This is a genomic window from Serratia proteamaculans, from assembly GCF_946227095.1.
GTDB classification, from domain to species: Bacteria; Pseudomonadota; Gammaproteobacteria; order Enterobacterales; family Enterobacteriaceae; genus Serratia; species Serratia proteamaculans_E.
Genome location: NZ_CAMISV010000013.1, coordinates 87,118 through 108,690, shown reverse-complemented (window position 1 = coordinate 108,690; position 21,573 = coordinate 87,118). Strand labels below are relative to the sequence as shown.

Genomic DNA, 21,573 nt, shown 5'->3' with positions numbered 1-21,573 from the left:
TTGAATGCCCGGGTCTGATTATTCTACCCGTACGAAACGCCCTTCCGCCCGCACGTTAAAACCAAAACCGCAGTCACCCTGGGTATGCATTTCCAACGCATCCGCGGTGAATTGCATCGTCACATCACAGGCCATCGCGTCCTCAGGCTCCCGTTGACGGTACAGCGCCTTGCCGTGTTCAATCGGTAACGCCTCGGCGAATTCGCCCATATTCGGCCCGTAATACAGCCCCATCTGCGGCATGTAATAGCCAGAGTATTGGATCAGCCAGCGGCCGTTTTGTGGCTTGACCTCCACTTCGCTCCAGACGCCGCGCCCGGCGTACTGCCAATAGACGCCAGCCGGTCCGTTCAACGGCGGCTGTTTCGCCAAACGCTGCCGCAACAGCTTCAGGTTATGCTGGGATTTACTGTCCTGCGGGGCCAGTTCCAGATAGGCACGCGCTTTAAGCAGTTCACCTGCACGCATCAGCGCCAGCGCCACGTTGTTATAGGCCGTGGCGGTCGCCTGACGCTCCAGGCCGCAGAACTCACTCCAGGCGGCCTGATCGCGGAAAATATCGGCGGCTCGCGGGTAATCGCCGCGCTGGTAGGCGCTTTTCCCGAGTTCGGCATAGCTCGCCACCTTGTGACAATCGGCATCAATATCCGGCTCATCAATCTGTGCCATCGCCTGGCCGCTGGCGAGCGCGCCATAGGCCAACAGCAGGGGAACACACGCCTTCATCACTCATCCTTTCCGCAGTAAACAAACCCAATTTCGGCGCCAGTATAACCGCCATCCCTCCCGGCTTCACCTCTGACGATCCAACCACAATATTTCAAACGGTTAGCCGCGTTAAAACTGCTTACAGTCAGGGTTTGTTTGTTACTTGTCCCCGGCCCATGCTGAAAAAAATGCAGAATTAACGAGAGCCCATGAACACAACCCCCACCCCCAAACACGCCGTCTGGCAGTTGATTAAGCCCTTCTGGGTTTCAGAAGAAAAACTGCGGGCCTGGTCGATGTTGATCGCCATCATCGCCCTGTCGCTCGGGCTGGTCTACATCAGCGTGCTGATCAACCAGTGGAACCAGGTGTTCTACGACGCGCTGCAAAACAAGAACTACCCGGTGTTCAAGGCGCAACTGTGGCGCTTTACCTACCTGGCGCTGATCTTTATCGTGCTGGCGGTGTATAAAATTTACCTGACACAGGGCCTGCAAATGCGCTGGCGGCGCTGGATGACCGAAAAATTTATGGGGAAATGGCTGGCTCATCAGGCCTATTACCATACCGAACAGCAACAGATCGTCGATAACCCGGACCAACGTATCGCCGAAGATCTCAACGTACTGACCCAGTACACCCTGTCGCTGTCACTCGGGCTGCTCTCCAGCCTGGTGACGCTGTTTTCGTTTATCACCATTCTCTGGCACGTCAGCGGGCCAATGACCTTTGTTATCCATCAGCATGCCGTCACCCTGCCCGGCTACATGGTGTGGTTTGCCCTGCTGTATGCAGTACTGGGGTCGCTGTTAATTTGGTGGGTCGGTAAGCCACTGGTTCAGCTCGGCTTTAATCAGGAACGCTACGAGGCGAACTTCCGTTTTGGCCTGATCCGCATCCGTGAAAATAACGATGCTATCGCGCTGTACCACGGTGAACCCCGCGAGGCGCAACAGTTGGGCGATCGTTTTGACAGCATTCGGACCAACTGGTGGTCGATCATGCGTATCACCCGTCGGCTTAACATTGCCTCCAACTTTTACAGCCAGTTCGCCATTGTCTTCCCGCTGTTGGTGGCGGCACCGCGCTACTTTTCCGGCGCTATACAGATGGGGGGCATGATGCAGATCGCCTCCGCCTTTGGCCAGGTGCAGGGGGCACTGTCGTGGTTTATCGATGCCTTTAGCGATTTAGCGACCTGGAAAGCCTGCGTTAACCGTCTGGCCGGATTCAACGCCGCCGTGGATCAGGTGCATCATCAGCAACGGGGTATTCAACTGCCGTCGGAGAACGGTCAGCCAGTGATCCTCGACCGCCTCAGTCTGCAACTGCCGGACGGCCAGTGCTTGCTTGAGCCGACTTCGATGACATTGAAACGCGGCGATCGCGTGCTGATCGTTGGCCCGTCCGGCTGTGGTAAATCAACGCTGCTGCGTGCTATCGCCGGTATCTGGCCCTACGGTTCCGGCGCTATCGGCCGGGATGCCGCCAGCAGCAGCTTATTCCTGCCGCAACGCAGCTATATTCCGATTGGCACCTTGCGGGAGGCGCTCAGTTATCCGCATCTCGCGGCGGAATACAGCGATGAACAACTGCTGAAAGTGCTGGAAAATTGCCGTCTGAAGCCTCTGCAACGTTGGCTGGATACCAGCGCCAACTGGAGCCACCGCCTGTCGCCGGGTGAACAACAGCGGCTGGCATTTGCCCGCGCTATTCTGACCCGTCCGGACATTTTGTTCCTCGACGAGGCCACCAGCGCGCTGGACGATGAAACCGAGCAACTGATGTACTGCCTGTTGGTGGATGAGCTGCCGCAGGTGACGCTGGTCAGCGTGGCACACCGCAACAGCGTGGCGAAACATCACCAGAGCTGCTGGCGCTTTAGCCGTACAGAAGAGAATCAACCGGCGCGTATGGCACTTAGCCCACTGCCGGTCGCAGGTTGATCAACCGGGCGCTGCTTCCCTGGCAGCGCCCACCTTCCCTCAAATGCCGTCCGTCTGCACGTCCTCACATTTTACCCGGCGTCTTTCGTGCCACAGACTGGTCAACCCACGCTTGCCGCACGCCAGTGCCACTTCGCGGAATTCATCCAGGCTCAGCCCATCCCGTTCCAGCATCATTTCCGCCGCCAACTGCATATTAACGCCCGTCAGCACCTCGCAATGCCCTTGCGCATCCGCCAACTCGCTGGCACAGCGAAACGGTGAACCGCCGAGCATATCGGTAAGAAACACCACGCCGTCCGGCTGTGCCACCTCGGCCAATGCCGAGATCAACGCGGCCTTTAACTCGGCGGTACTCATCTGTTCGGGAAAATTGACCGCAACGCAGTACGGCTGCGGCCCCACTACCTGTTCAACCGCCTGCAACAGCCCACTGGCGAAGCCGCCGTGGCCGGTAATCACAATGCCTGGCATAAGCCTTTCCTCACAGTAAACCGATAAACTTGCCCACCACCCCAATCACCACCGTCACGCCAATCAGTTTTACCGGTGAGAAGCCGCGCTTCATCAGGAAGAAAATCAGCAGCGTAAAGCACAGCGGCAACAGGTTGGGCATCAGTTTGTCCAGCACGTCGGTCTGTAGCGCCACGCTGGCCTTGCCGGCATGCATTACCAGCGGGGTAGAAAGATGAACATAAGAGGCCACCAGTGCGCCGATCACCGTCATACCGACAATCGAGGCGGCGTGGGATATTCGTCGGGTATGGGTTTTCAGCAGCGCCAGCGCGCTGGTCCCGGCCTGATAACCATAGTGAGCCAGCCCGAAGCGCAAACCGAAGTGAAACACGTTAAACAGCAGCAGGAAGACAATCGGCCCGAACAGGCTTCCCTCCAGCGCCAGCGAAGCACCAATCCCGGCGCAGATCGGTAACAGCGTCAGCCAAAACAACGCATCGCCGATGCCTCCCAGCGGGCCCATCAGCGCCACTTTTACTGCGCGGATGGTGGAGATCTTCTCTTTGTTTTGCTCCATCGCCAGCACCAACCCGGAAAGGAAGGTGACGTCAAACGGATGCACATTGATAAACTCCATGTGCATTTTCATCGAGTTGGACAGATCCTGCGGATTGCGGTGGATCTTGCGCAAAGCGGGGATCAACTGATACAGCCAGCCGCCGGCCTGCATGCGTTCATAGTTGAACGACGCCTGCAGCAGCAACGAGCGCCAGGCCATACGGTTGATATCACCGCGGGTCAAGGCCTCGGCGGGCTGGCTGTCGACGTAGTCGTCCTGCTGCACCTGACTGGTGGCCAGCGCCTGCGCCATACGTTTTTCCGCTTTTTGCGCCAGCAGGTCGTCGGAATCATCAAATGCCATCTTCAGCGTCCTCCTGAGGTACAGGTTGTTTGAGCGGGTCCGCACCGGCCCGTTGACTGTTAAAGAAATCGATCAGGGCGATCGCCAGCGCGCCCAGCGCCACGGCCAGGATCGGCAATTTCAGGAAGGTGACGGAAATAAAGCCGAGGATGAAATAGGCCACATAGGTTTTTTTCATCATCACTTTCATCAGCAGCGAGAAACCAATCGCCGGCATCATGCCACCCGCCACGGCCAGGCCGTCCAACAACCAGACCGGGGCCTTTTGCACCATGGCGCTGGCCGCGTCGGCACCGAAATAAATCGGCAGAAACGCCACCACAAAATAGAACGCGAACAGGATGGTGATACCGAGATAGTTCACCCGTTCGATACCGCGCCAGTTCAGCTCTTTCACCATGCGATCGCAGCGATGCATCATCGGTGAAAACAGGGTGAACAGCAGCGTAATACAGCCCTGCACCGCAATAGAAAACGGCACCGCCACACCAATCGCCACCTTGGGATCGGCCTTGGTCAGAATGGCGAACGCCGTGCCAATCACCCCGCCAATCACCACATTCGGCGGCTGAGCCCCCGCCAGCGGCACCATGCCCATCCACACCAGCTCCAGCGTGCCGCCCACCAGCAGTCCGGTGTAAACATCCCCCAGGATCAGGCCGACCAGCGGCCCCAGTACCACCGGACGGTGGAAGTGGGTCAGGCCGTCGAACAAGTCGACCCCCGCCAATCCGGCCAACAGTGCAATCAATAACGCATCAGTCAACATGGTTTCCCCCGAACTCAAAACAGCAGTTTGCCGATCGCCTCACCCGCTTCATCCGGCACCCGGCGCACCTCACATTCGACGCCCAGCGCCGCCAGCTCGCGAAAGGCAGCCACGTCACCGTCGTCCAGCGAGACCGTTTTATGCACCTGCCGCTTCCCCTCGGCAAAATGCATGTTGCCGACGTTGACGAAGCGGATCGGCACCCCGCCCTGCACCAGCCGCAAAACATCCTGCGGCGTTTTGCACACCAAAAAGATCTTCTGTCGATCCGCCGCCTTGTGGATCACATCGATGGTTTTCTGCAGCGTGAAGTAGCGCGTCTGCACCCCCTCCGCCACCACCATGTCCATCAGGTTTTGCTGTACCGGATCGGCCGCCGCTTCGTCATTGGCGACCACCACCAGATTGGCTCCCAGGGTGTTGGTCCAGGTGACGCCGACCTGGCCGTGCACCAGTCGGTTATCGATACGGGTCATCAAGATATTCGGCATTTCAATGCACCTCCGGATAGCAGGCGGCGTGATAATCATCGAGCACCTGCGTCACCTTGTGCATCACCCAATCTTGTGGGTCGTCGCTCAGTTCGCCGGCATTCATCGCCCGCGCCTGATCGGGCAGATATTGGCTTAGCAATGCCAGCGGCACCGGATTACGACGCAGGTTGTCGATCAGGCTCTCCACCGCCTGCTGGACCTGCGGCTGTGGCCAGTAGTAACGCACCCGGTCACTCAGGCTATAGTGGCGATCAAGATACTGTTGATGCGGGTTACCGTGGTAATAGCGGCTCCACTGCTGCGGTTGCTCGCGCATCACCTGTTCCAGCGTGGCACACAGCTGTGCCGACTGATGCTCGCCCAGCCATTCTCGTTCGATATGATCCAGGGCGAACAGGGCTTCACGCAGGGCAAAGGTCAGCGCCGGGCCGACTTTCAGGATAGCGAAATGGTCGCCCACCAGTTGTCGGTAGGCCTGTGGGGGTTGGTAATCCGTTGAGTGCGCTTCGTAGACCATTCCCGGTTGCCGTTCGATAAAACGACTCAGTTCATGGGCCCGCTGCGGTTGGTAGTGTTCCACGCTGTGATGATCAAACTCCACGCCCGGCTGTACCACCAGCGCAATGGTCCGCGTCCAGGCATCGACCAGCTCCGCCCGCTGCCAGGCCAGGCGATGCACCTCAAGGGTTTGCTGTACCGCCTGCGGTGTGGTGACCTGCATGCCTTCCAGCGCTTCCTGTGCGCCACCCGGTACCGGCACTTCGGTACCTATGACATACACCGGTGGCTCACCGCCGCTTGCCTGCCAGGCGCGCTCCGCCACGGCACATAACCGCGCAGCGCGAACGGCCACGGTTTCATCATTCAGTGGAAAGGGATCGCCGACGCAGGACATCGAGCAATCGAGGTGAATTTTGCGAAAGCCGGCGCGGACATAATCGTCGATCAGCGTTTCGGCCAGCTGCATCGCCTCTTCCGCCGGCCGATCCTGCCAGGCATTGGGGCCGAGATGGTCACCTCCCAGCCACAGACGATCGCGCGCCAGCCCCACTTCATCCGCCAGTTGCCACAGCGCATCGCGGAACTGCTGCGCCGTCTGGCCAGTGTAACCGCCAAACTGATTGACCTGATTCGAGGTGGCCTCAACCAGCACCGGTGTACCACGCGCCTTGGCCTGCCGCAGGGCCGCTTTCAGCACCCAGGGGTGAGCGGAACAAACGGAAAATACCCCAACCGGTTTTCCGGCCTTGTGCTGCTCAACAAGCTGTAACAACTGCTGCATGAATCCCCCACGCAGGCGCCGTACTACCGATCGGCGATGACAACCTCCACGCCCATCTCGGTTAACGCCCGCTCGTAATCGTCCGGAAGAAGGCTGTCGGTAATCAGCCGATGAATTTGTCCGGCTTCGCGAATCATGCAAAAGCTCTTGCGACCAAACTTGCTGGCATCCGCCACGGCGATAATCTCGCGCGCCACCTCGCACATCACGCGATTGAGGTGTGCCTCACCGGGGTGAGGCGTGGTGATACCGGCAACCAGATCGAAACCGTCGACACCCAAAAACAGTTTGTCGAAACGGTACTGGCGCAATTGCTGCTCGGCAGCCGGACCGTAGAGCGAGTAGGAGTTGCGGCGTACGCTGCCCCCCAGCACCATCACTTCTGCCCCATCGTTACCTGAAAGCTCATAAGCAATGTTCAGCGCATTGGTCATCACCACCAGATCGCGTCGTCCTTTGAGGAACGGCACTATCTGGGTGGTGGTGGAACCGGAATCGAGGATCAGCGCATCACCATCGCGTACATAGCTGGCCGCTACGCTTGCGATCTGCGACTTCACATCGCGGTTTAACCGCCCCTTGTCATGCAATGGGCGATCGAAGGCGAATTGCTGATTGAGCATCGCGCCGCCATAGGCTCGTAGCGCACACCCTTTTCGTTCCAGAAAGCGCAGATCGTTGCGGATCGTCACCGTGGATACTGCAAACTGTTTGCTGAGCTGCTCCACGCGCACGCTGCCGTGCTCGCATAACAGATCGATAATGTGTTCACGTCGCTTTGCGGTATTCACTGGCATGAGCTGCGGTCCTCAGGTTTCCGGCCGGGCCGGGGAGAAGATGGCTTTCGCTCTACTGCGCTGGCATTACAGCAAAGCGAAAGCAATGAAATTGTGATCGGGGTTACAGCGCTGTTTTAGCAGAAAAAGAGGTTAAAAACCTTTCGGATCGAAATGAAATGAAAATATTAAGAAGCAGTGAAAGGCAAAGTGAAATCTCAGCGCGGGCGCGCCTGCCGGGCTGAGGAGCCCGAAGTGCCGCTGAAAACGAAAGGGGTAGCGCAATGGCCCGGCAGGCTGACTTTTAGTTCATCAGGTGATCGGGATCACATAACAGCAATTATGCCTCTCCGGCATCCCGCCGCCGACGCCTGAATGACGCATGTTCCGCTTCACCGGCCTCTTGTCAGATCAGGGGTTCTTCCCTACACTTGCGCGCAGATATCGGCCCCCTGCCGGTACGTAAGCGTTAACGTCAATCAACGCATCATGCCGTGCAGTATTGATTGACTGCATGCCCTGGTGCGAGGAACTGATGCCCCAATCTGCTTTATCCCCAACGCCTGTCGCCAACAAGCGCAGCCGTTTACGCCATCCGCTGTTACTGATCACCGGCATTATGCTGGTTGCGGCCAATCTGCGCGCCGCACTGACCAGCGTGGGCCCGTTGCTGGAACAAATCCAGCAGCAGTTGTCGCTGTCTGCCACCTCGGCCGGCTTGCTTAATTCGCTGCCGCTGATCCTGTTTGCCGTGCTGTCACCGGTGACCCCCAGCCTGGCCAAACGTATGGGGATTGAACGTACGCTGGGTATGGCGCTGTTGCTGTTGGTGGGTGGCATTGTGCTGCGCTCTCTGCCGCAAACCAGCATGCTGTGGCTGGGCACCGTATTGATCGGCGCTGCCATTGCATTTGCCAACGTCGTATTGCCGACGCTGGTCAAACGCGACTTCCCAGGCCGTGCCGCCGCCATGATTGCCGGTTATGCGGCGGTGATGTCACTGGTGGCCGCCACGGCCTCCGGTCTGGCGGTGCCACTGGCAGCGCTGAACAATCTTGGCTGGCGTTTTTCCCTGCTGTGCTGGAGCCTGCCTGCCCTGTTGGCGCTGATAGTCTGGCTGCCGCAACTGCGCCGCCCTGTCGCCCCGGTGGCCAGTGATCACCAGGCAGTTCAGCCCGCACCCTCTCGTTCTCCCTGGAGTAGCGCACTCGGTTGGCAGGTGGCGTTATTTATGGGCTTACAGTCCATCACCTTCTACACCATTATCGGCTGGTTCAGTGCCTTTGCTGCCAGTCACGGCACCTCACCACAACAGGCGGGTTTTGAGCTGTTTATTTATCAGGTGGTGGCGATCGCCGCCAACTTTGTCATGGTGTTTATTTTGCCGCGCGCACGCGATCAGCGGGCTATCGCGTTGTGCAGTTCGTTGCTGATTTTTACCGGCGTCGCCGGTTTGCTGTTGATGCCGGCCAACTCGCTGGTGTGGTTGATTTTTGCCGGACTGGGAGCGGGAAGCTCCTTGGTACTGGCGCTGTCCTTCTTTGGCCTGCGCAGCAGTCACCATCATCAGGCCACGCAACTGTCAGGCATGGCGCAATCGGTAGGTTATTTGCTGGCGGCGTTGGGACCCACGCTGTTCGGTCTGTTACACGACCTGACTCAGGGCTGGCGGTTGCCGCTGGCCATTCTGTTGGGCCTGACGCTGCTGCAAATGTTGTTCGGCATCCTGGCCGGGCGTAATCGGATTATTCGGTAACTGCGGGGCGGGCGGGTCGCTCTGCGGCAAATTCTGCCGCGTCGTCTTGCCAGAGATCGTTAATAAAATCCTGCTGTTTAGGCGTCAACTGCCAGGAAGGGGGGATCTTGACCGGGCTGTCATCCCGGGCGCCCCCCATGTTCTTTACGCGCTTCTTGTCCATCAATAGGTTTCCTAAGTAAACAGCCAATAAATCACGGTGGCGACGGCCAGCCAAAACACTCCGCAGCCGATAAACACGCACAACCAAGCTTTACGTTTGATATCCACGTCATCCTTGCTTATCACAGCCGCCCCCACCAATAGATTAAACTAATCAAAATTAAATTATTGATCTATTTAAACGATCAATAAAGAAGTTTATTCCTATGGATATTTATAAAAATTCTGCTATCAGTGTACCTAAAGTCAGGTATACAGCTGAAAGACATCACTATTAGTCAGGTCTTTGGCGATGGTTACAGGCTCAATTGAAGGATTAGGGAGCAGTGTGTCACAAGCGGATTGATCAAAATTAAACCACCAGTAAATAAATGGAAATACAATTAATTGACTTTTCTTAAGCAAAATTGGCAATGAATCAGGCTGAGTGGATATGTAGAAATGAATGGATATGCTGGTGTCACAGGTAGCACCGTGCAAACAGGAGGTTTCACCCAGCCCCTTTTAGCGAGGCATGGGTGAGATTAATCAATCAATTTGCGAAACAGAGTCCTTGCTGGCACGTTCACGATCGCTGCCGGTCAATTCACTGAGCTGCCCATCACGCATTTGCAGCAGTCGATCGGCATGCGCGAAGTAATGGTCATCATGGCTGATGGCAAACACCGTTTTGCCCAATGCACGTAACTGCGGCAGCAGTTCACGGTAGAAGATTCGGCGAAATTGCGGGTCTTGATCCGCCGCCCATTCGTCCAACAGCAAAATATCCCGCTTCTCCGCCACCGCCAGCAGCAGTGCCAGGCGTTTGCGCTGCCCCTGCGACAGCTGTGGATTGGTGACCCGCAGGCCGTCAAATTGCAGTTTGCTTTTCATGTTCAAGCGGTTAAGCCAGCTTTCCACCATTTCGGCATCCGGCTGTTCACCCTCAGGTCCCTGCAAATGATGGAACGGGTGAAAGTCGGTAAAAATGGCGGAGAACAAACGGCGATAGTCAGGCATATCGATCGGCGCCTGCGGCACGCCATCCAGCAAGATCTGCCCGCTGACCGGCTGATACAACCCGGTCAGCAGCATCGCCAGCGTTGATTTACCGCTGCCATTGCCACCAATCAAAAATACCAGTTCGCCACGGCGCAGCGTCAGGTTGATCGGCCCGACGGCGAAGCCGGTTTTTTGCTCCATCGCACCATAGTGGAACACCACATCACGCAGTTCCAGGGTTTGCCAGGCGTTGACCGCCACCGCAGGGAACTCGGATTGATAATCAGCCAACCGCAGGGCTTTGACCTTGCCGAAGGCCACTTCGGCACCAATCAGCGTCGGGAACGCCCCCACCGCCTGCAGCAGCGGGGTTCGCAGGAACAATAACGTCAGTGAATAGGTTGCCGCAACGGAGATATCGGCCCAGCCCAGGCTGTTGGCCATATAGAACACCAGGCCAATAGCGCCCAACATCATGATATTCGACCAGTTCACCGCGCTGAGATGGTAGGTATCGGCACGGATAATATGGTGCCGATAATCTTCGGCATCCGGCTGATAGGCCTGCTGATACAGCGCTTTGGCACGATCGCGGTTCAGCGCCAGCTCTTTGCGGCCGTCAATCGCCGATTGGTAGTGTTCATAAAGGCGCTCTTCAGCCTCACGTACGCTGGTCAGATGACGATACACCCGCGATACCAGACACCCGCTGCCCAATACCGTCACCGCCACCCAAACGGCCGTCACCGCCAGCATCTGTGGCGACAACCAGCCCAGATAGGCTGCCGACCCCAGGGTCAGAACCACACCTTGCACCAGCTCCGGCAGACGAACAAAGGCAATGGTGATATTGCGAATATCACTGGCCAGGCTCGCCAACAGCGAAGCGCTGCCCAGTTGCTCTATCCGTTCGATATGAGTATCCAGGATCTGCTTCACCAGTTGGCCGCGCAGCCGGAACACAAAATGATGGCCGAGCGTCGTCAGTGCCAGCTGTGAGCCGAGCGTGACCGCCATCAGCAACGCCAGCAGCCCGAGGAACTCCGGCAGCACGGCCAGAGGGTTGCCCGCCACCGCCATCAGCCGCAAATTGATAAAGGCAATGATGCCTATGCCCAGTGCCGCGCTGGCCATGGTCAACGCCATGACCGCCAGAAACGGCCAGCGATACTGGCGGTAAACCACCCGTAGCAACTCCATGAAGAACCCTTAGCCTGAAATCTTGAGATGGCAGGCATTGTAAGCGGCCAAAAAGTGATATCAATAACAATTCTCATATTGTCGCCGGCGATTGATTCCTGAACCTGAGGATTTACACTGGCTGTTACTCCGGGACAAGGAACCCCCCCACCGATGTTGCCCACACATGAATACGCCAACGACCTGATCCTGTTCGCCCTGATTGTTGACTGCGGCTCTTTCAGCAAAGCCGCTGAAACCGCCGGCATCACCAGCTCGGTGGTCAGCAAACGTATCGGCCGCCTGGAGAAATCCCTCGGCGCGCGCCTGCTGTACCGCACTACCCGTAGCCTGACGCTGACCGAAAATGGCCAAAGCCTGTATCGTCAGGCCAAAGAAATAAGCGCAAAAACTCAGGAGGCCCTAAATGTCATCAGTGAAAATAGCGATGACCTGACCGGTGTGATCCGCATGTCGGTACCGACGATTTCGGGGGAATTGTTGCTAAGTGAAAGCGTGGCGGAATTCTGTGCTCGTCATCCCAACCTGAAGGTTGAAATGCGGCTGGAAAATCGCTTCGTCGATCTGGTTAACGAAGGAATAGATCTGGCGATCCGCACCGGCACCCTGCCGGACTCCAGCCTGATTGCCCGTCCGATCCTGAACTCCCGCTGGGTGATCGTTTGCTCGCCCGGTTATCTGCAACAATATTCTGAGCCGCAGTCCGCCGACGACCTGCTGAGGCATAACTGCCTGACCTATACCTATCAGGAGAGTGGCACCGACAACTGGCTGATGAAGCTGCCGGGCAGCAACGAGATTTATGAACTGCAGGTCAATGGCAACCTGTCCGCCAATAACGCCCGGGCGATCCGCAAGGCGGTGATCGGCGGTTATGGCATTGCCATGGTGCCACGCTGCATGGTGTACGAGGATTTACAGGATGGAAAGCTGGTGGAAATTTTGGCCGGCCACTGTGGCAAGGTATTAGGTATTTACGCCGTCTACCCTTACACCCGCAATTTACCGTTAAAAACCCGGCTGCTGATCGAACACATCATCACCTCCTACCAAAATATCAGCCATTATTTTTGAAGTGGGTCACCTAATCGTTCTGCGCGGGCTCGCCAGCGAGCCGCCGGGATTACCCTGTTTTTGAAGATAATCTATTGATAATTGTTGTGTAATCAATGTGACCCAGCACATTCATCACACAATAAAGTATTCTATCCATTTGATTTTTAATACAATAAAAACACCCCCAGTCATTAGAAATTGCTCCGCAGAGTCACTCTACCGCCCCACATTCCCCTACGGGAAAATTGCACAATAGAACATCAGCCAGCGTTGTGATTAGAATGAAAATGTTGCGGTAATTAACCTTTCGGCTACATACCTCCACAAATAACAATAATAACGCTGAGGCTCTTATGTCCCTATTTTTCAGTATTGCGCCCATCGTCCTGCTGATTTGGATGATGACCAAAAAGAACGGTGTTCCTTCTTATATCGCGCTGCCCTTAACGGCCGCCGCAGTCTATGCCATACAGATGTTTTGGTTCGACAACCTGCCCCTGCTGCTGCACGCCAATATCATTACCGCACTGGTGTCGGTTTTCACCCCGATAACCATCATCGCCGGTGCAATATTGCTGAATAAACTGATGCAAATTAGCGGTGCGGAAAACGTGGTTCGTCGTTGGCTGGAAAATATCAGCCCCAACCCTGTCGCTCAATTGATGATCATCGGCTGGGCATTTGCCTTTATGATTGAAGGGGCCAGCGGCTTTGGGACTCCAGCCGCCATTGCCGCCCCCATACTGGTCGGCCTGGGCTTTAACCCCCTGCGCGTGGCTCTGTTGACGCTGGTGATGAACTCGGTTCCCGTCTCATTCGGCGCCGTCGGCACCCCTACCTGGTTCGGCTTTGCCAATTTGGGGTTATCCGACGCCAACCTGCTGGAAATTGGTCGTCAGACAGCGTTGATCCACTTTGTCGCCGGATTTGTTATCCCATTACTGGCGCTGCGCTTTATCGTTTCCTGGCGTGATATTCGCCTCAACCTGCCGTTTATTTTACTCAGCGTCTTAAGTTGCACGGTGCCTTACCTGCTGCTGGCGCAGGTTAACTATGAATTCCCGGCACTGGTGGGTGGCGCCATTGGCCTGATGCTGTCGGTTCTGTTGGCACGTGCCGGCGTCGGTCTGACCCGCTGCGAAGGCAAAACTGCTCCTCAACCCGTGCCCTTCATTCAAGTGATTAAAGCCATGACCCCGACCCTGCTGCTGATTGCTATTTTAATAGTGACGCGCATTCATCAATTGGGGATTAAAGCCTTGCTCAACAGCACCGCACCTTTATGGCAAGCCAAACTCAGCGGGCTGGGCGAGTTACGCGTCAGCGATGCCCTGATCGTTGAATTGCAGCAGGTATTAGGCACTTCTGCCGCCGCCAGCTACAAAACGCTGTATGTACCGGCCCTGATCCCTTTCCTGCTGGTGGTCTTGCTGTGTATTCCCCTGTTCCGACTGAACTGCGGGCAGGTAAAACAGATGTTCGCAGAAACCGGCGGACGCGTGGCTAAACCCTTTATCGCGCTGTTTGGCGCTTTAGTGATGGTCAACCTGATGATGCTGGGCGGTGACAATGCGCCGGTGATCCTCATTGGCAAAACCCTGGCCGCACTCACCGGAGAAAGCTGGCTGTTGTTTTCCTCTTTCCTCGGGGCCCTGGGATCGTTCTTTTCAGGTTCCAACACCGTGTCTAATCTGACCTTCGGCGGCATTCAGCATTCGATCGCCCTCAGCAGCGGGCTAAACGTCAACCTGACTCTGGCACTGCAGTCCGTTGGCGGCGCCATGGGCAACATGATATGCCTGAACAATATTATCGCCGTCTGCTCAATTCTTGGGATCGGCAATGCCGAAGGCAAAATTATCAAAAAGACCGTATTGCCCATGTTGGTGTACGGGGGGATCGCCGCTGTGATGGCGCAGATCATGATTCTTTGAGCGTAAAAGCACGTTATCGAAATAAGGTAAAACTATGATTATCTCCGCTTCAACCGATTACCGGGCCGCAGCACAGGCTAAGCTCCCGCCTTTTCTGTTCCACTATATTGACGGCGGGGCCTACGCAGAACATACGCTGCGACGTAACACGGAAGACCTGGCGGGTATCGCACTACGCCAGCGCATACTGCGCAATATGTCGGATCTCAGCCTGGAGACCAGCCTGTTCGGTGAAAAACTGGCTATGCCGGTGATCCTCGGCCCGGTCGGGCTGACCGGCATGTATGCCCGTCGCGGTGAGGTGCAGGCTGCCAAAGCCGCCGCGCAAAAAGGCATTCCTTTCACCCTGTCAACGGTCTCGGTATGCCCGATTGAAGAAGTGGCACCGGCGATCGATCGGCCGATGTGGTTCCAACTGTACGTTTTGAAAGACCGTGGCTTTATGCGCAATGCACTGGAGCGCGCCAAAGCCGCCGGGGTGAAAACTCTGGTATTCACCGTCGATATGCCCGTGCCCGGCGCACGTTACCGTGATGCCCACTCCGGCATGAGCGGTCCCAATGCCGCCGCGCGCCGTATACTGCAGGCGGTGACCCATCCACAATGGGCCTGGGATGTCGGGCTGTGCGGTAAGCCACACGATCTGGGCAATGTCTCGGCCTATCGCGGCAAACCCACCAGCCTGGAAGACTATATCGGCTGGCTGGGGACCAACTTCGATCCCTCTATCTCCTGGAAGGATCTGGACTGGATCCGCGAATTCTGGCAAGGCCCAATGATCATCAAAGGCATTCTGGATCCGGAAGATGCCAAAGATGCGGTGCGTTTCGGCGCCGATGGCATCGTGGTTTCCAACCACGGCGGCCGCCAGCTCGACGGCGTGTTGTCTACCGCCCATGCGTTGCCGGCGATTGCCGAGGCGGTCAAGGGCGATATCACCCTGTTGGCCGATTCCGGGATTCGCAACGGGCTGGACGTGGTGCGTATGATTGCACTGGGCGCCGACGGGGTGTTGTTGGGCCGGGCTTTCGCCTATGCGTTAGCGGCAGCCGGGCAGGCCGGCGTCGCCAACCTGCTCGAGCTGATCGATAAAGAAATGCGCGTCGCCATGACGCTGATCGGCGCGAAGACCATCGCGGACATCAACGCCGATTCACTGGTTAACGGCCGCTGATTACAGCGGCTGCACCCCGTCGGGATAAGCGTTGTAACTCATCTTGTGAATAAAAGCGCCGGCGGGTGAGACCAGTACCTTGCCGGCGGCATCCAGCCCCAGGAATATCCCGGTGCAACGGCCGAGGGTAAAGTCAAAAAAGAACACCGAACAAACCGGGATGATCTTTTCCCGGAAGGTGAATAAATACCGATCTTCATCGAATTTATAATAAGTGGCGTAGTCCATATCGCCGTGACCAAACTGCTCGCCACGCAGATTCTGCCAGGCATAGCGCTCGGTATTGACATAGAAATGCTCGTAATAATGGTTGGGGCTGTAAATATTCAAGGTACGGTAGCCCAGCAGTTCACGGGTCAGATGCGGAGCGGCACCGACCGGTGCCATACCGGTGATCTGACCAACGTGAAAGCGTTGTCCCAAGCGGGAGCCGCTCGCTACCTGATGCTCCGGCAATAGCGTGCTGCGCACCATCAGCGCCCGGCCACTGTCAGTATTCAGCACCAGCGTCAGGCATTCATTACCCGGTGTCTGCAACGGAATATTCAAGAAATATTGTTCAGAGGAAGTGCGCACCTCCTCGTAAGTATCCTCACCGCTTTCGCCCTGCCAGGCCCAGCTCAGCCGCTGATGACCAGCACTGAAACTCAGCGTCATCTGCTCACCCTGTTCAAACGCCAACTGCAGCGTTTTTCCACGCCAATCCTGCGTCGCGGGTAGACGGTTGGTGTCTATACCCCGGGCAAAATCGTCATAGTTCTTCCACTCCGGTTCGGCGTTCTGGTTCAATACTGACGGGTTTAAAGACATGCTCGCTCTCCTTGAGGATAGGGGTAAAAACCGTTTCAGACGTCGGCAATACCCTGACTTTTCAATGCTCTTCGGCTGACCACGGCGGGTGCCGTTTCATCGAGAAAACAACTTAATACCACCGCACAGGCCGCACCGATGGCCGCCAGCCACATCACGCTGACCAGGCCGTAGCGATCGGCGAGCAAACCTGCCGTAAACGGCGCCAGGCAACCGCCGATCACTTCGCCAATCCCCATCACCAACCCCAGTGCGGTGGCGATACGGGCTTTCGATACGGTTTCGGACGGTATGGTGGCCATAAACAGAGTGAAGCAACCCAGGCCGGTATAGGACAGAAATACCAGTCCCCCCAATAACCACAGATTGTCGACATAGCTCAGAAACAGTGGGCAGCAAATCGCCAGCAACGAGAAGAAGATTAAGGTGGGCTTACGGCCAATACGGTCCGAGATCGCCGGAACCGCTACGCCCCAGAAAACCCAGGCAACGCCGATGGCGCTCATGATGCCGCCCATCGACTGCTCGCTGAAACCACGGGCGGTCACCAGGAAGCTGGGCGTGAAGGTAATAATGACCATAAACCAGGTGACGAATACGCAGGAAATCAGGATGCACAGCACCACATTTTTAATTTTGAATAACTCGGCGTAGGCGGCCTTTTCCGACTGATTTTTTACTGCCGGCTCGGCGGCGAAGGACGGATCCTTTTTGCCATTAACATATTTATAAATTAGCCAGGCCAGAATAATGCCCGGCAGGGCCGTCAGGTGAAAGGCCGTGCTCCAGCCCCACTTCTGTGCCAAATAAATAATCAACGGCGGAGCAATAATGCCGCCCAATAATCCCGGTGCCGCGCCCTGGATAAGCCCCATATTGAACCCGCGCCGCTGTGGCTGCGACTTTTCAACCATTAGCGACTGCGCAATCGGCAATACCGGCCCTTCGGCTATGCCCATCAATGCACGAAATATCAGCAGCATGGCAAAACCACTGATCCACCCAGATAATGCGGAGAATAAGGAGAACACGATAATTGAGACGATCAACATCGGCTTGCGGATATTAAAACGATCGGCAATGGCTCCCAGCCCGGCACCAGACAGCGCCCAGGTTAGCGCCAGTACCGCGGACAGCGTGCCAAGGTGCACATTGCTGAGCTGCAAATCGGCAGCAATCATCGGGAACAGGAAGGAGATGGTTAAACGATCAACAAAAACGCAGCCAAAGACAAAAAACAGAATCACCAGCAGTCTGTTTTCCTCACTCAATATCGAACCCCGCCCCACCGATTTTTTCATGGTGTGATCTGCCTGTTAGTAACTGATGAGTGACAATATCCCTGTTCACAACCCCTGTTCGGCAACCCGAATTCAGTGGACCCTTTGGTCTGACAGGATGTTATTAACATGTTAACGATTTAAATTTATCGCAAGTGGGCAGGCTGTCAACCGGGCGTGGGCGATGGCCAGAAAATCGATGGGTTAGGTACATTACAGGCGGGTTATTATTAACATCACTAATTTTATTACTTTGTTATTTATATATAAAACTTTATTATCAGGGACTCCTCACGCCCCAAAAAAGCCGTGATTAATCATTTTCATCAATATATTAACGTTTTACACTTCAGCTTTATTTATTATTCCAGCCGACAGTTCGGTATTCAGCGTAATTTTTATCTATTGAATTCATTTCATTTATCTGGCGGTGATTTTCTCCATTAACTCTATTGAGGGAACCCCTTCGCCAGCGCTTACATTACCGCCACTGAAGCGTAAAAAAACGCATATCGTGATGTGAATCACAGCAATCCTCCGGACCACAACGCAATCATCGCACTAACCCTATGGTAAACCCCTCGGCGAAAGCGCCGCGCAGATAGCGACTGAATTCGGTTACCGCTCGCGATACCTGAGGTGCATAGGGCCGTACCACATACAGGCTGTCGGCAAAGGCGTCGACCGGTCGCCAGGCCGGTAATACCTCGATCAACCTGCCGTCCGCCAATGCCTGCTGAGCGCTAAAATCTGGCAGCAGCGCAATACCTAACCCTTCCGCTGCAGCGTCGCGAATCGACTCGCTGTTGTTGGTGGCAAACGGACCACTGACCGGCACCCGGGTCTTTTCCGCCTTGCCTTGTGGCGCCTGTTTGGCAACAAAACTCCAGCCAGGCTGTTCATTGCCTCGGGGATAATAAAGACACTGATGCCGTTGCAGATCGGCCGGCGATGTCGGCAGGCCGTGCCGTTTCACGTAGTCTGCCGACGCCACGGTCAGCGTTTCGGTCGGACACAGCCGCCAGGCGACGTGGGTATCCGGCAGGCTGTCACTGTGGCGGATCGCCAAATCAAACCCTTCGGTGGTTAATGATACCAACCGGTCGGAAACCTCAAGTTGCACCCGTACCTCCGGGTTCGCACGCAGAAAACCGGTAATGCGCGGTACCAGTTGCTGGCGAGCAAACGCCACCGGCGCCGTCACCCGTACCGAACCGCGCAGTGGCCCGGCCGAATCGCAAATGCCAGAGAAGCTCTGTTTGATCTGCGCGAAAGGCTGGCGCAGTTCCTCCACCAGCCGCAGCCCAGCATCGGTCAGCCTGACGCTGCGAGTCGTCCGCTGCACCAACGGTACTCCGGCCAGGGTTTCGATCTCTTTGATTTTTTGACTCATCGCCGCTTTGCTGACGTCCAGCCGCTCCGCCGCACGGGTAAAGCTGCCCTGCTCGGCCAATACGGTAAGCCAGTGCAAATGGGTCCACAGGGTTTCTATTTTTGGGTTTTTCATCATTGACTGTTCATTTATATAAACAATGAGTTCAAGTATAGCGCTTCTTCCCGCCCCTGGGCTTGGCTAAGATGGGTTTTCCAGAGCGTAGATAAATCGTTGCCTCATATCGAGATTAACCCACTGACAGGATTATAAAAATGCCATTACTTATCTTTGACGTCATCGAGGGCCGCAGTGAAGCCGAACTGAAAACTTTGCTCGATGCCGCCCACCGCGCGGTGCTCAGCGCCTTTGAAGTACCACCACGCGATCGCTACCAGATTGTTCATGAAAATAAGGCTCAGCATATGGTGATTGAAGATACCGGGCTGAATCTGACTCGCACCCGCGATCTGGTGGTAGTCAGGGTGATAACCAGCCCGCGGGCCGAGGAGCAGAAACAGCGGTTTTATGCCGAGCTCAGCCGTGAGTTGAAGGAAAGCTGTGGGATTGAAAGCAGCGACCTGATGGTGTCAATCACCACCAACAGCAAGGGGGACTGGAGTTTCGGCAACGGTGTAGCGCAGTACCTGACCGGCGATCTTTAACCCGACTATCCCCCAGGCGCAGCATCGCGCCCGGGGTCAGAACCCTCAGGGCTGCTGTTCGTCGTTATATTGGCTTTGCCACATGGCGGCATAGCGGCCATTGCTGGCCAGCAAGGCGTCATGCCGCCCACGTTCAACGATTTCACCGGCTTCCAGCACGATGATTTCATCGGCTTCCACCACCGTCGACAGCCGGTGGGCAATCACCAGCGTGGTATGGTCACGGCTCACTTCGCGCAGGTGCGCCTGAATTTCGCGTTCGGTCTGAGTATCCAGTGCGCTGGTAGCCTCGTCAAAAACCAGGATCGCCGGGTTTTTCAGGATGGTACGAGCAATCGCCACCCGCTGCTTTTCGCCGCCCGACAGCTTCAGCCCACGCTCCCCCACCCGGGTTTCATAACCATCAGGCAGGCTGACAATAAATTCGTGAATGTGCGCCAACCTGGCCGCCCGCTCGATCTCTTCCTGGCTTGAACCGGTTTTGCCGTAGCCGATGTTGTAACCCAGCGTATCGTTGAACAACACAGTATCCTGCGGCACTATGCCGATCGCTGCGCGCAGGCTGGCCTGCTTCAGGTCACGAATATCCTGTCCGTCAATCGACACCGCCCCACTACTCACGTCATAGAAGCGAAACAGCAGTCGAGACAAGGTGGATTTACCGGCCCCCGAGGCACCGACAATCGCTACCGTATTACCGGCCGGGATGGTGAAGCTGACGTTTTTCAGGATCGGCCGACGCACATCATAGCCAAAGCTGACCGCGTCAAAACTCACTTCGCCCGCGCTAAGTTGCAGCGCCTTCGCATCCGGCTTATCGACAATCTCCTGCTCTTCCTGCAGTAAATCGAACATGTTTTCCATATCGATCAGCGCCTGCCTGACTTCGGCATAAATAAAACCGAAGAAATTCAGTGGCTGATAGAGTTGCAGCAGATAGGCATTCACCAGCACAAAGTCACCGACCGTCATCCGCCCTTGCACAATGCCCTGCGCCGCCATCGCCATCATCACTATCAGCCCAATGGAGATAATGGCGGTCTGCCCGAGGTTGATGGCGGTAAAACTGAACTGGTTCTTGATAGCGGCGTATTCGTACAGCCGGCGCGACATGTTGAAACGGTCGGCCTCAAAGTTTTCGTTACCGAAGTATTTAACCGTCTCGTAATTCAGCAGGCTATCGATCGACTTGCTGTTGGTATCGGCATTGGCCTGGTTGAGCTCACGCCTAAAGCGGGTTCGCCAACGCACGGCCATGACGGTGAACAGAATATAACAGCCGACCGTCGCCAGGATTGCCAGGGCAAACCAGCCGTTTAGCAGATGCCACATAATCACCGAGACCAGGGTGATTTCGAACAGGATAGGGAAAATGGAGAACAGCAGCCGCGAAAGCACCGTCGCTACCGCCTGGGTACCGCGTTCGATCGATAACGACAACCCGCCGGTCTGGCGCTCCAGATGAAAACGCAGGCTCAGCGCGTGCAACTGTCTGAAGACCCGCAGCCCCAGTAATCGGGTGGCATTCTGGCTGACGTGCACAAACATCACGTTGCGCAGCTCTTCAAATAACGCCCCACCGATGCGCGCGACGCCATAGGCCAGGATCAAACCCATGGGAATGGCCAGCATCCTGGCGGTTTCGCCGCTCAGGGCGTCGATCATCGCTTTGTAGGCCAGCGGTACCAGCGTGATGCTGACCTTCGAAATCACCATAAAGACGAAGGCGATAACCAGGTAATAACGCAGTTTAGGGTTATCTTTGGGCCACAGGTAAGGCAGCAAAAATTTCAGTAAGCGGGAAGGATCCATCATCGGCTATCTATCATC

The 21,573-nt window shown here is 56.1% G+C and carries 20 protein-coding genes; 6 read left to right on the top strand and 14 right to left on the bottom strand.

What is annotated here, in order from left to right:
- Positions 1–18: 18 nt before the first annotated feature.
- Complete coding sequence (locus tag OC597_RS21915; RefSeq protein WP_262210475.1) at positions 19–726, bottom strand: tetratricopeptide repeat protein; 708 nt, start codon at positions 724–726, stop codon at positions 19–21.
- 191 nt (positions 727–917) lie between these two features.
- Between OC597_RS21915 and OC597_RS21910 the strand changes: the two genes are divergently transcribed.
- Positions 918–2,654, top strand: a complete 1,737-nt coding sequence (locus tag OC597_RS21910) for an ABC transporter ATP-binding protein/permease (protein ID WP_262210474.1) — start codon at positions 918–920, stop codon at positions 2,652–2,654.
- Positions 2,655–2,693: 39 nt separating this feature from the next.
- Here OC597_RS21910 and agaF read toward each other — a convergent pair whose 3' ends face one another.
- The 6 genes from agaF to agaR are packed head-to-tail and all read right to left on the bottom strand — an operon-like array spanning position 2,694 to position 7,374.
- Positions 2,694–3,128, bottom strand: a complete 435-nt coding sequence (gene agaF / locus OC597_RS21905) for a PTS galactosamine/N-acetylgalactosamine transporter subunit IIA (RefSeq protein ID WP_261425269.1) — start codon at positions 3,126–3,128, stop codon at positions 2,694–2,696.
- A 10-nt stretch (positions 3,129–3,138) separates the two neighbouring features.
- Positions 3,139–4,032, bottom strand: a complete 894-nt coding sequence (locus tag OC597_RS21900) for a PTS system mannose/fructose/sorbose family transporter subunit IID (RefSeq protein WP_262210473.1) — start codon at positions 4,030–4,032, stop codon at positions 3,139–3,141.
- The gene (agaW, locus tag OC597_RS21895) at positions 4,022–4,801 is read right to left on the bottom strand and encodes a PTS N-acetylgalactosamine transporter subunit IIC (protein WP_085118640.1); all 780 of its coding nucleotides are present in this window, start codon (positions 4,799–4,801) and stop codon (positions 4,022–4,024) included. The genes OC597_RS21900 and agaW overlap by 11 nt, the downstream gene beginning before the upstream one ends.
- Before the next feature lie 14 nt (positions 4,802–4,815).
- Positions 4,816–5,292 carry a PTS N-acetylgalactosamine transporter subunit IIB gene (gene agaV, locus OC597_RS21890; RefSeq protein WP_085118642.1) on the bottom strand — a complete coding sequence of 159 codons (477 nt, stop codon included), beginning with the start codon at positions 5,290–5,292 and terminating at the stop codon, positions 4,816–4,818.
- A 1-nt stretch (position 5,293) separates the two neighbouring features.
- Positions 5,294–6,577 (bottom strand): D-tagatose-bisphosphate aldolase, class II, non-catalytic subunit, encoded by a 1,284-nt coding sequence (locus OC597_RS21885; protein WP_207979403.1) that lies wholly within the window; start codon positions 6,575–6,577, stop codon positions 5,294–5,296.
- Between the two features lie 23 nt (positions 6,578–6,600).
- The gene (gene agaR, locus OC597_RS21880) at positions 6,601–7,374 is read right to left on the bottom strand and encodes a transcriptional repressor AgaR (RefSeq protein WP_112347259.1); all 774 of its coding nucleotides are present in this window, start codon (positions 7,372–7,374) and stop codon (positions 6,601–6,603) included.
- 514 nt (positions 7,375–7,888) lie between these two features.
- Between agaR and OC597_RS21875 the strand changes: the two genes are divergently transcribed.
- The gene (locus OC597_RS21875; protein WP_262210472.1) at positions 7,889–9,109 is read left to right on the top strand and encodes a CynX/NimT family MFS transporter; all 1,221 of its coding nucleotides are present in this window, start codon (positions 7,889–7,891) and stop codon (positions 9,107–9,109) included.
- Here the strand turns inward: OC597_RS21875 and OC597_RS21870 are convergent.
- The 3 genes from OC597_RS21870 to OC597_RS21860 form a co-directional block, all read right to left on the bottom strand.
- Complete coding sequence (locus tag OC597_RS21870; RefSeq protein WP_262210470.1) at positions 9,099–9,272, bottom strand: YciX family protein; 174 nt, start codon at positions 9,270–9,272, stop codon at positions 9,099–9,101. The genes OC597_RS21875 and OC597_RS21870 overlap by 11 nt on opposite strands.
- An 11-nt stretch (positions 9,273–9,283) precedes the next feature.
- On the bottom strand, positions 9,284–9,397 hold the full coding sequence (locus OC597_RS21865) for a YmiA family putative membrane protein (RefSeq protein WP_085118647.1): 114 nt from the start codon (positions 9,395–9,397) through the stop codon (positions 9,284–9,286).
- Between the two features lie 402 nt (positions 9,398–9,799).
- Positions 9,800–11,452, bottom strand: a complete 1,653-nt coding sequence (locus OC597_RS21860; protein ID WP_262210468.1) for a multidrug ABC transporter permease/ATP-binding protein — start codon at positions 11,450–11,452, stop codon at positions 9,800–9,802.
- Positions 11,453–11,605: 153 nt separating this feature from the next.
- Here OC597_RS21860 and OC597_RS21855 point away from each other — a divergent pair, with 153 nt between their 5' ends.
- The 3 genes from OC597_RS21855 to lldD all read left to right on the top strand — a co-directional run bounded on the left by OC597_RS21855 (position 11,606) and on the right by lldD (position 15,616).
- Positions 11,606–12,526, top strand: a complete 921-nt coding sequence (locus tag OC597_RS21855; protein ID WP_261462010.1) for a LysR family transcriptional regulator — start codon at positions 11,606–11,608, stop codon at positions 12,524–12,526.
- Positions 12,527–12,861: 335 nt separating this feature from the next.
- Positions 12,862–14,442: an L-lactate permease gene (locus tag OC597_RS21850; protein ID WP_262210467.1), complete on the top strand. Its 1,581-nt coding sequence runs from the start codon at positions 12,862–12,864 to the stop codon at positions 14,440–14,442.
- A gap of 34 nt (positions 14,443–14,476) precedes the next feature.
- Positions 14,477–15,616 carry an FMN-dependent L-lactate dehydrogenase LldD gene (gene lldD, locus OC597_RS21845; RefSeq protein ID WP_261462012.1) on the top strand — a complete coding sequence of 380 codons (1,140 nt, stop codon included), beginning with the start codon at positions 14,477–14,479 and terminating at the stop codon, positions 15,614–15,616.
- Here lldD and OC597_RS21840 read toward each other — a convergent pair whose 3' ends face one another.
- The 3 genes from OC597_RS21840 to OC597_RS21830 form a co-directional block, all read right to left on the bottom strand.
- Entirely contained in the window at positions 15,617–16,426 is an 810-nt protein-coding gene (locus tag OC597_RS21840; RefSeq protein ID WP_261425276.1) for a MoaF C-terminal domain-containing protein, read from the bottom strand.
- 35 nt (positions 16,427–16,461) lie between these two features.
- Positions 16,462–17,727, bottom strand: a complete 1,266-nt coding sequence (locus tag OC597_RS21835) for an MFS transporter (protein WP_262210466.1) — start codon at positions 17,725–17,727, stop codon at positions 16,462–16,464.
- Between the two features lie 532 nt (positions 17,728–18,259).
- Positions 18,260–19,213 (bottom strand): LysR family transcriptional regulator, encoded by a 954-nt coding sequence (locus OC597_RS21830; RefSeq protein ID WP_262210492.1) that lies wholly within the window; start codon positions 19,211–19,213, stop codon positions 18,260–18,262.
- Between the two features lie 140 nt (positions 19,214–19,353).
- Here OC597_RS21830 and OC597_RS21825 point away from each other — a divergent pair, with 140 nt between their 5' ends.
- Positions 19,354–19,743, top strand: coding sequence for a tautomerase family protein (locus OC597_RS21825; RefSeq protein ID WP_261258643.1), 390 nt, complete (start codon positions 19,354–19,356; stop codon positions 19,741–19,743).
- Between the two features lie 45 nt (positions 19,744–19,788).
- On the opposite strand, the gene OC597_RS21820 is transcribed toward OC597_RS21825, so the two are convergent.
- Positions 19,789–21,555, bottom strand: coding sequence for an ABCB family ABC transporter ATP-binding protein/permease (locus OC597_RS21820; RefSeq protein WP_262210490.1), 1,767 nt, complete (start codon positions 21,553–21,555; stop codon positions 19,789–19,791).
- Between the last annotated feature and the right edge of the window lie 18 nt (positions 21,556–21,573).